The sequence below is a fragment of the Nostoc sp. genome, assembly GCF_036917135.1.
Taxonomy (GTDB): domain Bacteria; phylum Cyanobacteriota; class Cyanobacteriia; order Cyanobacteriales; family Nostocaceae; genus Nostoc.
The window spans coordinates 26,163-42,166 of the sequence record NZ_JBALEA010000033.1; the positions used below are offsets into that span (position 1 = coordinate 26,163).

General features: G+C 40.9%; 11 protein-coding genes. 5 read left to right on the plus strand and 6 right to left on the minus strand.

Features of this window, described 5'->3' with window-relative positions:
* The first annotated feature begins 204 nt into the window (after window positions 1-204).
* Window positions 205-1,998, plus strand: a complete 1,794-nt coding sequence (locus V7K50_RS09895; protein ID WP_334959517.1) for a serine/threonine-protein kinase — start codon at window positions 205-207, stop codon at window positions 1,996-1,998.
* A 67-nt stretch (window positions 1,999-2,065) separates the two neighbouring features.
* Here the strand turns inward: V7K50_RS09895 and V7K50_RS09900 are convergent, their stop codons facing one another.
* The 4 genes from V7K50_RS09900 to V7K50_RS09915 all read right to left on the minus strand — a co-directional run bounded on the left by V7K50_RS09900 (window position 2,066) and on the right by V7K50_RS09915 (window position 8,827).
* Entirely contained in the window at window positions 2,066-3,361 is a 1,296-nt protein-coding gene (locus V7K50_RS09900) for a sensor histidine kinase (RefSeq protein ID WP_334959519.1), read from the minus strand.
* The gene (locus V7K50_RS09905) at window positions 3,358-5,796 is read right to left on the minus strand and encodes a hybrid sensor histidine kinase/response regulator (RefSeq protein WP_334959521.1); all 2,439 of its coding nucleotides are present in this window, start codon (window positions 5,794-5,796) and stop codon (window positions 3,358-3,360) included. Before V7K50_RS09905 ends, V7K50_RS09900 begins: the two co-directional genes overlap by 4 nt.
* 630 nt (window positions 5,797-6,426) lie before the next feature.
* Window positions 6,427-8,556 carry a tetratricopeptide repeat protein gene (locus V7K50_RS09910; protein WP_334959523.1) on the minus strand — a complete coding sequence of 710 codons (2,130 nt, stop codon included), beginning with the start codon at window positions 8,554-8,556 and terminating at the stop codon, window positions 6,427-6,429.
* A gap of 13 nt (window positions 8,557-8,569) precedes the next feature.
* Complete coding sequence (locus V7K50_RS09915; RefSeq protein WP_334959525.1) at window positions 8,570-8,827, minus strand: hypothetical protein; 258 nt, start codon at window positions 8,825-8,827, stop codon at window positions 8,570-8,572.
* A 175-nt stretch (window positions 8,828-9,002) separates the two neighbouring features.
* Here V7K50_RS09915 and V7K50_RS09920 point away from each other — a divergent pair, with 175 nt between their 5' ends.
* Together V7K50_RS09920 and V7K50_RS09925 are read left to right on the plus strand one after the other, a co-directional pair.
* A complete protein-coding gene (locus V7K50_RS09920; protein WP_334959527.1) occupies window positions 9,003-9,704 on the plus strand; it encodes a rhomboid family intramembrane serine protease in 702 nt (233 codons plus the stop codon).
* Between the two features lie 265 nt (window positions 9,705-9,969).
* A complete protein-coding gene (locus V7K50_RS09925; RefSeq protein ID WP_334959529.1) occupies window positions 9,970-12,591 on the plus strand; it encodes a PAS domain-containing hybrid sensor histidine kinase/response regulator in 2,622 nt (873 codons plus the stop codon).
* Between the two features lie 87 nt (window positions 12,592-12,678).
* Here the strand turns inward: V7K50_RS09925 and V7K50_RS09930 are convergent, their stop codons facing one another.
* Window positions 12,679-13,299, minus strand: coding sequence for a Uma2 family endonuclease (locus tag V7K50_RS09930; RefSeq protein ID WP_334959531.1), 621 nt, complete (start codon window positions 13,297-13,299; stop codon window positions 12,679-12,681).
* A gap of 111 nt (window positions 13,300-13,410) precedes the next feature.
* On the opposite strand from V7K50_RS09930, the gene V7K50_RS09935 reads away from it, so the two are divergent.
* Window positions 13,411-14,724 carry a GTPase family protein gene (locus tag V7K50_RS09935; RefSeq protein ID WP_334959533.1) on the plus strand — a complete coding sequence of 438 codons (1,314 nt, stop codon included), beginning with the start codon at window positions 13,411-13,413 and terminating at the stop codon, window positions 14,722-14,724.
* On the opposite strand, the gene V7K50_RS09940 is transcribed toward V7K50_RS09935, so the two are convergent.
* Entirely contained in the window at window positions 14,721-15,200 is a 480-nt protein-coding gene (locus V7K50_RS09940; RefSeq protein WP_334959535.1) for a GNAT family N-acetyltransferase, read from the minus strand. The two genes, V7K50_RS09935 and V7K50_RS09940, sit on opposite strands and share 4 nt — an antisense overlap.
* A 75-nt stretch (window positions 15,201-15,275) precedes the next feature.
* Between V7K50_RS09940 and V7K50_RS09945 the strand changes: the two genes are divergently transcribed.
* A complete protein-coding gene (locus V7K50_RS09945; RefSeq protein ID WP_334959537.1) occupies window positions 15,276-15,923 on the plus strand; it encodes a GNAT family N-acetyltransferase in 648 nt (215 codons plus the stop codon).
* Window positions 15,924-16,004: the final 81 nt, after the last annotated feature.

The window sequence follows — 16,004 nt, forward strand, 5'->3', positions numbered from 1 at the left end:
AATCACAGCCAACCACTTTTAAAACAACTTCTGAGACAGATTAAGAATTTTAATAAAATATTATCTTTTATTACGTAATAATACTTAACAAATTCAACTTGTATTCCAGGTATCAAAACTTTGGTTATTTATTTCTAAAGCATTCCGGAAACAGCAGGGAATGTCAGAAAAACTAAATAAAAGGACTTACTGAGTAACCAGGTCATGACATACCACATAATCGGTAAATTACTACAAGGGCGTTACCAAATCGTTCAAAGCCTTGGTGCAGGGGCATTTGGACAAACATACATTGCTGTAGACGTAGATTATCCAGAGAATCCCAAATGTGTTGTTAAACAGATCAAAGTTAGCAGTTCCGAATCCGGCTACTTGGACATGTTGAGGTTACTGTTTGTGACTGAAGCCCAAACCCTCAAACTTCTAGGAAGCCATGAGCAAATTCCTGAATTTATCGCCTGTTTTGAAGAAGACGAGCGATTTTATTTAGTGCAAGAGTATATTGAAGGACATACGCTGACTGCGGAATTGCCCATTGATCAACAGTGCGGGTGTCTGTGGACTGAAAGAGAAGTTGTAGAATTTCTGATAGATGTCTTAGGTATTTTAGAATTTGTTCACTCTCAAGGCGTAATCCATTGCGATATCAAACCGGAAAACTTGATCAGACGTAGTAGCGATGCCTCCGGCAAGGGCAAAGCCCTACGCAAGTTAGTTATGATTGACTATGGCTCAATCCAGTCTATCGATTTTGGGATATGTGCAGAATTGTGCATTGATAGAATTCCTGTCACTTCATTAGGTTACATACCGCCAGAGCAATTTATTGGACAAACACAGCCCAACAGTGATATTTATGCTTTGGGTATGATTGCTATCCAGGCTTTAACAGGGCTAGAACCATTACAATTAAAAGTTGATCCTAATACTAATGAAATTTTTTGGCGTTCTCAAAACACGCCAGTTAACGATTATCTAGCTGCTGTTCTCAGCCAAATGATCCGCTACAATTACCAAGATCGCTTTCAGTCTGTGGGTGAGGTGCTGCGGGTACTCAAACAAATAATCTGGGAAACTCAGCCATCACAAATATTAGAGGAAGATTCGGAATTTTTCCCAGAAGCGGCCATTGAAGGTGAGAATTATCAAAATCCTACATCTGGTAAATTATCCCCGTTATTAACAGGAATTAAAGTAGGACTGGCCGCTAATTCTTTATTGATGGGATTTGGTATATATTCTTTAGTTAATACTTCGCCTGCATACTCAGAAACAGATACTTTATCTAAAGCCACCAAAGAATATCAAGCCGGGGATTTGCAAGAAGCGATCGCACTCGCTAAATCAATTCCCTCCCACAGTAATATTTATCCAGAAGCCCAAGCGACAATTGAAGAATGGCAAGGGCAATGGCAAGTGGCTGCACAGCAATATGAAATAGCACAAACAGCTTTTAATGAGAGCAGATGGTCAGATGTTCTTCATGCTGCTGCTAAAGTTCCAAATATTTCATATTGGCAATCTAAAACAAATAAACTAGTTCAGAAAGCATACGTCAATATTGAAGCACAAACGCAAGATTTATTAGCAAAAGCTTACGAAAGAGCCTCTGAAAAAGATTTTTCGGCTGCATTACAATATCTGCGTCAAATTCCTCAAGAAAGTCATGCGGGTGCTTTAGTTCAAGACAAGTTAGCTGAATACAATCGCAAGCGGCAGATTAGAGCAGCTTACTTTTTACAGAAAGCTTACAAACAAGCATCTATTAGTGATTTCGATCGGGCTGTAAAATTGCTTAAAAATATTCCCCAAGATACTCTAGTTTATGCTCAAGCTCAAGTCAAATTAAATGAGTATACTCAAAAACAACGTGTGCTGACTGACTATCAAAAGATAGCTTATGCAAAAAGAATAAATTCATTCATTCCTAAAAAATCAGTTACTAAGCTTGAATCTTTTCAGGGAGTAAATTACCTGCAAGAGGTTAATATTCGGTAGTTACAGCAATTTTTCAATGCGTAGACTAGTCCCCAGTCCCTTCTTCAATTAGTTTGCAAATTCTGATTTATCGGATGGGTAGTTCAATGATAAACTCTATCCCTTCACCTGCCTTGGAATGGTATGTGAGCTTGCCATGATGATTATTAACCACAATTTGGTAAGCAATAGATAGACCAAGCCCTGTTCCTTTACCAACAGGTTTTGTTGTGTAAAAAGCATCAAATATTTTTGTTGATCCTGTGTTTTTTATACCTGAGCCATTATCAGCAACTCTTAAAATAACTAGCTCTCCAATTGCCTCAGTTTTAATTTTAATCACACCAGGATGTTGACAAATTGCATCAAAGTCTTCATTTTTATATTTTTCTTCAACTGCATCGATGGCATTAGAAATTAAATTCATAAACACCTGATTAATTTCGCCAGGAAAACACTCAATAAGTGGCAAATCTCCATATTCTTTAACTAATTGGATGGTGGGGCGATGAGCATTTCGTTTCAAGCGATGTCCGAGAATAAGTAATGTACTTTCTAACCCTTGATGCAAGTTAGCTAGTTTCTTACCAGCTTCTCTGTGGCGCGAGAAGTTGTTCAAATATGACACAATTTCCGTAACGCGATCTGTTCCAACTTGCATGGATTGAATAATTTTAGATAAATCATCTAACAAAAAGTTGAGATCGCTTTTTTGAATCGCGGTTTTAACTTCCTCTGGTGGTTCGGGCAGATGTTTTTGATAGAGATGCAGTAAACTAACTACCTCCTGTACATACTTTTCAACAAAATTTAAGTTGCCAGCTATAAAATTAATGGGATTATTAACTTCATGAGCAATTCCTGCTGTGATTTGACCTAAAGCTGCTACCTTTTCTGCTTGAATAAGTTGAGTTTGAGTCTGTTGTAATTCGGCATTTTTAGCGATTAAGGCTTTCGTCAAATTTCTCAGCTTGAGGTGATTTTCGATCCGCACTAAGACTTCTTCATGCTGAAAAGGTTTGGTAATGTAGTCTACAGCTCCCAATTGCAAACCTTTGACTTTATCAGCAGTTTCTGAAAGGGCTGTCATAAAAATGACTGGAATATCTTGAACACGAGGATTGCTTTTTAGCTGTTTACAGGTTTCAAAACCATCTATACCCGGCATCATTACATCGAGCAAGATTAAATCAGGTAAATGATCATTTTCTAATCGTTGAAGGGCTTTTTCACCGCTACGCGCTGCCCAAACTTCAAAGTTAGACTGATCCAGAAAGCTGGATAAAACTTGTAAATTGGCAGGGTTATCGTCAACGACTAAAACAATTCCCCTGGAAGGAATGTGATTGATCGAATTATTTTGGTCTTCAATAGTCGTTTTCATACTGTTTCCACCGCATATTGAGTCAAGAAATTGAGGATTAAATCTTCATCAAATTGCCTTGCTAGTTGCCGTAGTTCGTTAGCAAATGGTGCGAAGGTTGTGTCTGTTTCTTCCAGTTGATCAGCCCACTTGAGAATGGCATTGAAGTTACCTTTACTAGCTAAGGTGACTAGTTCCTGCAAGATTTGGGGGGAAGGAGGGGTTAATTGAGCAGGTTCGCTTGCTTCTTGAGCTTTTTCTCTATCAGGCTGAGATTGCTTATAAATCCATACCAAATTTAAATATTTTTCTAGTTGATGCAACAATTCATCTACATTTATAGGTTTGCTTAAGAAGGCGTTACCTCCAGCTTGTAAACTGCGATGTTTGTCGGCTTCAAAGACACTGGCGGAAGAGACGATAATCAATACATCTTTAATTTCTGGGGTGTGACGCAGATGTTTAATTAATTCAAACCCATCCATTTCTGGCATCAGCAAATCTGTGATGATTAAGTCTGGCTTGAGGGCGATCGCTATTTCTAAACCTTCTTTACCGTTGTTGGCTTCAACTACATTAAAACCCAGTGGTTGTAGTAAGTTTGTAATCACTGTGCGATTTTCCCAGCGATCGTCAACCATCAGGATGGTGTAGGGGCTACCCTCAAAGCCAATGATTTGTTCCTCTGATGATGCGTAGGCGTAGCCCGTCGTAGACATCGCTGATTGTACCCAGTCAGCCGCTTCGGGAATCTCCAACTCAAACGAAAAGCTACTTCCCTGACCGATCTGACTCTGAACGTGAATATCGCTACCCATCATCTGTACTAACTGCTGAGTAATAGCTAAACCCAGCCCAGTGCCTTCAGCTTGGCGCTTTTTCTCACCTACTTGTTCAAATGGCAAGAAAATTTTGCTCAATTCTGCGGGAGTTATACCAATTCCCGTGTCTTCTACGGTACAGCGAAGACGATATTTCTGGCGATCGCTGGGAGGTTGATCGATTACTTCAATATTGAAAGTAACCTGACCTTTATCTGTAAATTTGATGGCATTTCCCAGCAGATTCAATAGTACCTGACGCAATCTTTTCACATCGACATGAATCCCTGTAGGCAAGTTGAGCGCAGGTTTATAGACAAACAAAATGCCCTTTTGTTTTGCCCGAATCTGGCAGATTTCGACAATTCCTTGGAGAAAGGAGGGGAAATGCACATCATCAGGATGCAGTTCTAGCTTTTTCGCTTCAATTTTGGAGAGATCCAAAATGTCATTAATTAAAGTCAGCAAATGAGAGCCGCATTGTTCAATAATATTGACGTGGTATTGCTCTTTATTAGGTAAAGCTGGGGAACGCAGCAAAATTTGGGCACAACCAAGAATGCCATTCAAGGGCGTTCGTAGTTCATGACTCATGTTTGCTAAAAATTCGCTTTTAGCATGGTTGGCTGTATCAGCCGCAGCTTTAGATTTTTTAAGTTCACGTTGTTCAAATGCTTGCACCTGCCATAAAACCGTAATCATAGTGACTGTCAATCCACCAACAATTAAGGCGATTAAATCGAGGAATTGCAATCGAGATTCGATATTTTGGCGGGGAATTACCAAAGCTACAGACCAATTAGCGCCTTGCAACGGCAGATAAGCTACATACTTTTTAGTGCCGTCAATTTCCATTAACTCAATTCCCTGTTGCTTGTTTACCATCCTCTGGGCGATCGCATTTAAATTGCGATCGCCTATTTTCACCAGGCTGGGTGCAGGTTTTTCTACGGTTGACATTAACGTTGAGTTAGGATGGACGATCGCTTGTCCTTGGGAATTGAGGGCGAAAGCATAGCTGTTTGTGCCGTAGTGCAGGGAGTTGACAACCTCTGCAATGTGATCGACTCTCACATTCCCCTGGAAAGCCCCGATCGGTGAATTACTGCTTGCAGAATTTGACCAAATCGGGGTGGAGATCGCAATTAAAGGAATTCCTGTAGAACGGCTAATGAAGGGATCGGAAATGTTGCTCTTTCCCGCAATTGCTTTTTGAAAATAGTCTCGATCCTGAATATTTTTATTTGCTCGACCAACTTTTGTATTGGAATATGAACCATCTGGGTTAGCTATTTGGAACAAGAAAAATTCATTGATCCGCTTAACTTCTGCCTTTAAATAGGGTTCTGCCACAGACCAGTTTAAGGAACGTACAGTTGAAGTATTCGCCAGGGTTTGTACCTCCACTTGCCGAACATGTAACCACTCTTCAATTTCAGCACTCCCTCTCTGTACCTCTAAAAAAGCGCTCTGTCTCAAATCTTTGAGCATCATATTTCTAGTGGCTTGATAGCTGAAATAAGCAGAAATACTGACTACAAGAGTAGTGCCACCAAGAATAAATCGAATCAGTAAATTTCGTGAGTGATGATTTTCTTTGTCAGATGTCGATAGGCTGGAGTTTTGTTGTATCAAGGGTTAGCTCCTTAATCACATAGTTCGGTAAGAAGAAATTCTAGAACATCGATTCAGTAGGGAAGGGGGAGCCAAACTCCCCTCTGGGCTTGCCTAACGGCAGGCTGACGCCAAGATCAAGAGGTTGGAGGAGAGGTTCTTTCAGGATTACTGAATTGGTGTTCTAGGTTATCTTTAGATTGCCCAAAAAATTACCGATGCTCACAGCTTTTGGTAAAATAAACCAGAAATTTATAGTAATGCCATGAATTATAAGTTTTTATCTCAAAGTGTTCTTGAAAATTAACTATAATTCCAATTATTGGCTATAACAAGTGTTATTAATAATTCCTAATTACGAATTATTAGGGGCTTCCAACAAATAAATTATCCAATCTTGTGAGGCGGGTAAGCTAAAAAACATCTAACTTGCATAATCGAGTTAACCCTTCGGCTTACCTCGGCTCCGCTCGGCACGAGTCGCTCAGGGTAAAATATAGCTCTTGTGAGGTGGGCATCCTGCCCGCCCAGCTTATGCAATTTAAATGTGGAACAGCTTAACATTAGTGCCTTTGGCTACGGGCGCTCGTGTCGTCCATCCCACAAGAATTAATTAGTTGAGTATTTTTTTATTTTCAGTCTTTTAATGTATTAGGGCATCGTCTGCGGTGGATTAGTGCGATTAGGAAATGGGAGAGTTGGTACAATTACAGGCTGTGGTTTTGCGCCTTGCAGTTGAATTTGGGCTTGATTGCGGCCATCTATTGCTTGTTGGTAATTAGACTTGTATTTTATTGCTTGATCGTAAGATGCGATCGCGTCCTGATAGCGCTTCAAATTTAATAGGGCATTGCCTCTGCTATACCAGCTTTCGGCATGGTCTGGCTTATAACGAACTGCCTTATTATAAGACGCGATCGCATCTTCGTATTTCTGCAATATGTATTGTGAATTTCCTAGATTATACCAGAGTTGATAATCATTTTGCTTAATTGTTGCTGCTTTATAATAAATTTTTATTGCTTCTTCATAGCGTTGGTTTTGATGTAGCGACCAACCCAAGTTATACCACGCTTGATAGTTTCTGGGATTGTATTTTATTACTTGATTAAAAGATTCAATTGCGTCTGGATAACGTCTTAAATTCATGAGAATATTACCCCTTGATAACCAAGCTTGATAATAATTAGCTTTGTATTGCACCGCTTTATCATAGGCTGTGAATGCATCTTGGTATCGTTGCATATTAACTCGATTATTCCCCAAATTATACCAAGCTTGCTCGTAATCTGGTTTTAAATCAACGACTTTTTCAAATGCTGCGATCGCTTCTTCATATCGCTTAGAATTTTGTAGGGCTAATCCTTTTTTGTACCAAGCTTCGTAATTGTCTGGTTTGAGTTCAATGGCCTTTTCATAAGATTTAATCGCTTGGTCGTATTGATTTAAATTACTGAAAGCTTCACCCTTAGCATTCCAGACTTCTGAGTTGTTATTATTTAATTGTAAGGCTTTGTCAAAAGACGCGATCGCTTCTTGATATTGCTGTAAATTTCCCAATACAAAACCTCTTCCAATCCAAGCATCTAAATAATCTGGCTGAATTTGAATTGCTTTATCATAAGCCGCTAGAGATTCCTTGTATTTTTTTAACTTATTTAGGGTTTTGCCTTGACCATTCCAGCCTTGAGCATAATCTGGTCGAATATCAACGGCTTTTTCATATACCTCTAGCGCGTCTTGATAGCGTTGCAAATCAAAAAAAGTATTTCCTTGTTTAGATAATTCTATGGCATTCTTGGAATTAATGTGATTCCAAATAAATATTGATGCTACTCCGCTAAGACTAATCAAAAATATCGATAGTAAAACTTTACCCAATACACCTTTTTTAGGTTGAGGTTTATTTATATTTTTTTGTGGAGAAATTGGAGTTAACGCTATGGTTTGGGCGGGTGGTTGTGTTAATTCTTTCAGCGCTTGTAATGCTACGGTTGCCGAAGGATAGCGTTGCCGAAAATCGTAGCATACCATTTTATCTAAGAATTGAGCGAATTCTGGCGTGACCGTGGCTTGATTATGCCAGATAATTTCATTAGTATCAGCATCTTTTACTATTTCCTCTGCTGATAATCCAGTGAGAGCTTGAATCGCAATTATTCCCGCAGCATAGATATCACTGCTTAATTTTGGTGTACCATGAGCTTGTTCACCAGGAATATATCCAGGCGTCCCGATAGCTACTGTTGCGATAGTTTGACCTTGGGGAGTAATAACTTGAGTCGCAATTTGTTTAACTGCACCAAAATCAATTAAAATTAATTTGCCATCTGGTTGTCGTCTCAGAATATTTCGTGGATTGACATCACGATGAATTACATTCTGTTGATGGACAAATTCTAAAATTGTCAAAAGTTCTTGTAAAAGTGCAATTACTTGCTCTTGACTTAAGGTTTTACCTGATGTTAATTCTTGACTCAGGTCATGACCTTCGATCAATTCCTGTACGAGATAGAATTCGGCATTTTCCTCAAAATAAGCTAAAAGTTGGGGAATGCGATCGTGAGTTCCTAATTTATAGAGAACTTGCGCTTCCGTATCAAATAAACGCCTAGCTGTCTCCAAAGTTACCGGATCAGTTGCCTGGAGTTTGAGTTTCTTAACGACACATAAAGGTGAACCAGGCAATTGGGTATCACAAGCCACAAAAGTTTCACCAAAACCCCCACCTCCCAAGTTACTAATAATTTGGTATCTTCCTACAAGTGTGTTTCCTAGCATCTCGTTTGCCTAGTTAAGTGCGATGCGATCTGATTTCAATCTTGCCACAGGTTAAGAAGTGGTGAGATGAGGGGGATGAGGGAGATGAGGAGGCAAGAGGAGAATAAGCAATGCCCAATACAACTCTTGGAGAGGCTGCGCCAACGGCTTCTCTACGAGACGCTACGCGAACGCGGTACTTGAGCGTAGCGATGCACTGAGCGTAGCCGAAGTGTCGAAACTCAGTACAAGTACCCAATGCCCAATACAACTCTTGGAGAGGCTGCGCCAACGACTTCTCTACGAGACGCTACGCGAACGCGGTAGTTGAGCGTAGCGATGCACTGAGCGTAGCCGAAGTGTCGAAACTCAGTACAAGTGCCCCATGCCCAATACTTCGACTCCTTTCGACTTCGCTCAAGGCAAGTCGCTCAGTACAAGTGCCCAATGACTAATGACTAATCTATATGATTCCTATTAGTGATAATATTCGTTGTTGGAGTAAGCCAATTATTAATTACTGGCTAATTGGCATTAACCTAGCTATATTTTTATGGGAACTTAAACTAGAATTTAGTGGCCAACTAGGTGATTTTATCAATAGTTGGGGTGTGATTCCAGCCCAAATTAGTGGAGCAGTTACAAATGCTCTCTTCTTCAACAACTCTGCTGCTTGGATAATTGTAGTTTGGCGAGTTTTTTCACTATTTTTTGCGATATTTCTGCACGGCAGTTTTAGTCAAGTATTAGGAAATCTGCTATTTTTGTGGGTTTTTGGGAAGACTGTCGAAAATATTCTCGGGCATGGACGCTATCTCGGATTTTATCTGGCTACTGGCGCGATCGCAGGGTTAGTACAAATTGTGCTAGAACCAAGTTTGACAGTACCATTGATTGGGGGCAATGGTGCGATCGCAGCTATTTTAGGAGCATACATTCTCAAATTTCCTCAAGCTAAAATTGACACCATTTTGCCGCTAATAATCGTGTATATCCCCATCCAACTCCCAGCCTTTTTCTATATATTTTGGTGGTTTGTGCAACAGTTATTTTATGGTATCGGCAGCTTAAATATTCCTCCTGTTGGCGTCAATCAATCGGGTGTTGTCTTCTGGGGACAGGTTGTGGGATTATTGATTGGTGCAGCTTTCATGCAATTGAAGAGATAACTAATATAATTAATAGCCAGAATAATTACTGTGATCATATTTTGAATTATTTACAGCAGATTGTCCTCTAATCGAATACACGTAGAGACGTAGCACTGCTACGTCTCTACAAGGTTTTGGGTTTTATATATGTACTTCATTTACCTGAAATCTGCTGTATGTGCCTTTTGATGGATTAATTTTTTAGATGAAAAATTTATACTAATTAAACTGGGGGATGCGTACTCTTGAAGTTAATGTTCTTAAGTTATGAGCGGTGTACAAGATGTCAAGTGTTGATAAAATTAACTTTCAACTCACTGATGAATTAACACTTCTACGGCAGCGTGTCGCTGAGTTTGAGCAATCAGAGATATCTTATCAGCAAAGACAAGCAGCGCTTGAGGAAGAATTAACAGAACTAAAAGGAAAGCTGTCAGTAGAAGTAGAAAATTCTCATATCCAAAACGATACATCGGCAGCTATCAATCTCCCAATAGATGCGGCAGTAATTTTCAAGCAACTCCAACAAGAAATTGCCGAGCGAGAGCAAGTAGAAGTAGTCTTCAGAGAGAGTGAAGAACGGCTGAGACTAGCTCTAGATGTTTCCCAGATGGGCTTGTGGGATTGGAATGTTGTTACCAATAAAGTCATCTGGTCTGGAAATTATGAAGCACTTTTTGGTCTAGTCCCAAGTAGTTTAGACGGCCCTTATGAGACGTTTCATAAGTGCGTTTATCCTGAAGATAAGCAATCTGTCATGGAAGCGATCGCTCACGCTTTGACAGAAAAAACTGACTACAATGATGAATTTCGGATAGTTCGGTCAGACCAAAGTGTACATTGGATTTCTGCCAAGGGAAAATTTATCTATGACGAACACGGGCAAGGGGTGCGAATGATCGGCGTTTGTATGGAAACTACTGTGTGCAAGCAGGCAGAAGAAAGTACTCGTGATCTCACAACCCAAGTCCAAGAACAGGCAAACATTTTAAATGCTATTCTCACCGCTTCAGTCGATCACATATACATCTTTAATCACCAAGGTTGTTATCAATACGTGAGTCGTGATGGAGCGACTATACTAGGTTTAAAACCCCAAGATATTGTCGGAAAAACTTTGCCAGAATTAGATTTACCAGCAGACTTAATAGAACAAGTAGATCATCAACGAAAAGCTGTGATGAAAACTGGGCAGCCGATTAAGGATGAGTGTAAATATATTACTGCCGATGGGCTGCATTATTATGAATACATTCTCTCCCCATTACGCAATATTGACCAAACTATTGAAGGCGTAATCACTGTTTGTCGTGATATTACCGAACACAAACGGGCAGAAAAATCATTACGCGAAAGTGAAGCCAGATTTCGGCGTTTGTTTGAATCGAACCTAATTGGCGTTGCTTTTTGGAATGTGGATGGGTTAGTTATTGATGCCAATGATGCCTTTCTTCAAATAACTGGCTACACTCGTGATGAGTTTGCCATTTTAGGTAGAATTAATTGGAGAGAACTTACTCCGGTTGAGTATCAAGATTTAGACGAGCGTGCAATTTTAGAGGTTCAAACCAAAGGAATTTCCAAAATATACGAGAAAGAGTACATCCACCGCAACGGAAAGCGAGTACCAATTGTATTGGGGGTAGCCTTGCTGAATGGCTCCCAAGACAAAGGTGTTGCTTTTGTACTGGATATTACCGATCGCAAATTGGCTGAGAAAGAATGCGATCGCCTACTAGATTGCGAAAGGACAGCACGCAAACAAGCCGAAATCGCCAATAAAATTAAAGATGAGTTTCTGGCGGTTCTCTCCCATGAACTGCGAACCCCACTCAACCCTGTCTTGGGATGGTCGAAAATGCTGCGGACTCGCAAGTTTGATGAAAAAACTACTAACCACGCCTTAGAAACCATTGAACGCAACGCCAAGTTACAAACCCAGCTAATTGAAGATTTGTTGGATGTGTCTCGCATCCTCCAAGGAAAATTAAACTTGAATGTCTGTCCAGTGAACTTGGTAATGGTAGTTGAAGCAGCACTAGAAACCGTACAACTAGCAGCAGAAGCCAAGTCAATTCAAATTCAGACCATATTTGATCCTAGTTTGGGACAAGTTATGGGCGACCCAAATCGGCTCCAGCAAGTTGTGTGGAACCTGCTTTCTAATGCGGTAAAATTTACACCAACAGGAGGACGAGTAGAAATTCGACTCATGGAAGGTGGTAATCAGGTGCAAATTCAGATCAACGATACAGGTAAGGGAATTCCGCTAGACTTTTTACCTTATGTCTTCGATTACTTTCGCCAAGCTGATGGCACAACTACAAGGACATTTGGGGGATTAGGTTTAGGATTAGCGATCGTGCGTCGGGTTGTCGAAATGCATGGGGGAAATGTTCAAGCCGAAAGTCTTGGAGAAGGATCGGGTGCAACCTTCACTGTTGAGCTACCGCTTTTGGTTAGAAGTGAACAGGTTCGGCGTGAGGAGAATCAGTCTTTACCTCGTGCGCTTGAATCCTCGATGCTTTCGGACACTCAAGTTTTGGTGGTAGACGATGAACCAGATATTAGAGATTTAATTACCTTCATTTTGCAAGACTATGGTGTAGAAGTAACCGCCGTAGCATCAGCACAGGAAGCGCTACAAGCACTGTCTGAGTCAGTACCAGATGTTTTAATTAGTGATATTGGAATGCCAAAGACAGACGGTTATATGCTGATGCGGGAAGTGCGATCGCGATCGCCCCAACAAGGAGGAAGCGTACCAGCGATCGCTCTCACAGCCTATGCAGGTGAAATGAATCAACAGCAAGCACTAGCAGCCGGTTTTCAAATGCATATTTCTAAACCAGTAGATCCAGATGTATTGGTGCAGGCGATCGCTAATTTGATTAAGCCTAAATGATCTAAATTATGCTTAAAAATTGGTTATATTTAGACGCAGCAAGGGTTTTCAGAACCATTAACTTGCAAAAATTGTGTGCGATCGTCGCTACACCTGGGGACTACCAGCTTGAAAAATCTGTTGAGCAATCAGGTTTAATTGGGGGAAAGTAGGTGACACAATGCGGTCATCGCCTCTAAATTGAGTAACTTGGTATTCACCATCGATTAGTTGATAAATCGATATAGTTGGCTGTTTGGGGTTCCCAGTGAATTTTTTAGCGCCTAGACCGAGGTAATCTACAACCCAGTATTCAGGAATTCCAATACTCTCATACTTACCCTGTTTTGTGTAGTAGTCATCATCCCAGTTGCTACTAACTACCTCAACTACTAAGGGAATTGATGCTGCAAGGCTAACAGTTGATTCTTTTTTCCATAGCAGCTCATTCACTAAATTAGCGCGATTGAGTAATAGCACATCTGGAGAGTAACCAGATTCCGAATTAGTTGGTTTTACCAGTGCAGTTTTAGGGATTATATAAGGTAAATTTAATCGGTCAAATTCTATTGTTAGTTTTCTGGCGATAAAACCAACAACGTCTTCATGGTCTCCCAATGGTTGCGCCATTTCAACAATCACGCCATTATGTAATTCGTACCTTCCGCCTTCGGAACGCCAAGCTGCAAAATCTTCAAAGGTTACTAGTTTGGGTATGGCTTGAGTCATAAATTGTCTACTGCTCCCAATTCCTTAGATTGTAACTTCAGGAAAACCAAGTTTGACAGTAGGATAAATATAGACAGGATGTATTGAATTCTCTTAACCGTTTTCATGGGAATGACTGAGCAAGATGATTCTCAGCAATTGAGTGAACCGACCGATGAAACAACTACCAAGTCGGTCGATAATTCCTGGAAAAATCGCATTGGCGATGTCTGGAACAAAGCAACAACAACTCTAACGCAACTCCTACCCGTAGAACAGGTGGCACAGACTGTTGTGGAATGGTTTAGCGTCAGCGAAACTCAGGTTACAGAGATTTTAGAGAAAATTCAAGCGGAACTGCCAACCACAGAAGCGCTGTTGATTGGTAAACCCCAAGCCGGAAAAAGCTCAATTGTCAGGGGATTGACGGGAGTTTCTGCCGAAATTGTCGGTCAGGGATTTCGCCCCCACACGCAACACACCCAGCGCTATGCCTATCCTTCCAATGACCTGCCGTTACTGATTTTTACTGATACTGTCGGGCTGGGTGATGTTAAACAAGATACTCAAACAATTATTCAGGAATTAGTTGGCGATTTACAACAAGAAACTCGTTCCGCCAGAATCCTGCTTTTGACTGTTAAAATCAATGATTTTGCAACTGACACTCTACGACAAATTGCTCAACAGTTGCGCCAGCAGTATCCAGACATTCCCTGTCTGCTGGTAGTTACGTGCTTGCATGAAGTTTATCCTGCTGATACCGTCGATCATCCCACCTATCCGCCAGGTTATGAGGAAGTCAACCGCGCATTTGCCGCAATCCAACAAGCCTTCACGGGAATAACTGACCGCTCTGTACTCATTGACTTTACCTTAGAAGAAGATGGCTACACTCCGGTATTTTATGGCTTAGAAGCACTGCGAGATTCCTTAGCAGAACTGCTTCCACAAGCCGAAGCACAGGCGATTTATCAGCTATTGGATCGAGAAGAAGCTGGGAAGCAAATTGGCAACCTTTACCGAGATGCTGCACGCCGTTATATTTTGCCATTTGCGATTATGTCTGCTACCCTGGCGGCTGTACCTCTGCCATTTGCGACAATGCCCGTACTCACTGCCTTGCAAGTATCAATGGTGGGTCTGTTGGGTAAATTATATGGGCAAACAGTTACTCCATCTCAGGCGGGAGGCGTTGTAAGTGCGATCGCAGGTGGTTTTTTAGCCCAAGCTATAGCACGGGAGTTAATTAAATTTATCCCAGGTTTTGGGAGTGCGATCGCTGCTTCTTGGGCAGCCGCCTATACTTGGGCACTAGGAGAAGCAGCTTGCGTTTACTTTGGTGATTTAATGGGAGGTAAGAAACCCGATCCCCAAAAAATTCAGTTAGTGATGCAAGAAGCATTTCAGTCGGCGCAACAACGGTTTAAGGGAATCAAACGTTAAGACTCAAAAATCTGTTTCTCAAAGCAAACACTCACTGGATTTCCCACATAGCATCCATAGGCTGCTATGGGTTGATAACCCGCAGATTTATATAACCGAATCGCCGGCGGTTGATAAATGCCTGTTTCCACACGTAAACTGCGATAACCAAAAATCTGAGCGCGTCTTTCTAAGTCAGCCAGAACTATCTTGGCCACACCTCGTCCACGCCAAGCCGATTCCACAAACACCCGTTTAATTTCGCCGATTTCCTCAGCAAGTGGAACAACTGCACCGCAAGCGATGGGCTGACTTTGAATCCAAGCAATGACAAACACAGATTTGGGTTGGCTGAAGTCAAGAGGGGGAAATTTTCCATCTGCCGTACCACCATATAAAGAGGTAAGCTCTTGATACATCCGATTAGTAAGGATGTTTGATACAAGGCTTTCGTAATCTTCTGGAGAAATTACGAGTTGATCGAGATTTTGAGACATAATTCTAATTCACTGTTACGCCAAGGTATTGTCACTGTGATATGAGATTATCTGTGTGTGGGAAACAATAAAATCATGGAAAACCGAACTTGGCAGCCACCGGAATTTATTCAACTCAAGGGTCAATTTGTAACACTCAAGCCGTTGATTTTAGAAAGAGATGTGGATGCTTTGTATGCAGCTTCACACGGCACTTCTGAAAAAGAAGCTATATGGAATTATCTATTTTACGGGCCATTTGATAGCCCTTCCACAATGAAAGACTGGATGGAAGAAAATATCGTAAGTCAATCCGACCCTCTGACTTGGACAGTCTTTGATAACTTAACAAATACTCAGGTGGGTAGTGTGGCATTACTAGCGATCGCACCAAATCATGGTCGTGCTGAAATCGGTCATGTATGGTTTACTCCCGCAGTCCACAAAAGTAAAATCAATACAGAATCACAGTTTTTGCTACTTCAACATCTTTTTGATCGCCATTCTTATCGTCGAGTTGAGTGGAAATGTAATTCCCTCAATCATGCGAGTCGAACTACTGCAACAAGGATGGGATTCATTTATGAAGGTCGTTTTCGACAACACATGTTTGTGCGGGGAAAAAACAGAGATACCGATTGGTTTGCAATGACAGATAAAGAATGGCCGCGCTGTAAAAGTAATTTTGAAAAATGGCTTTATTCCCACGAAAATATTTCATTAATGGAACTAAATAACAGCTAGTTTTGCACTCATATAGCAATCATATTTGATTTCTGAGAATCGCAACCCGCAGATCTCCGACTTCGTAAAAGTTGTCGGGGA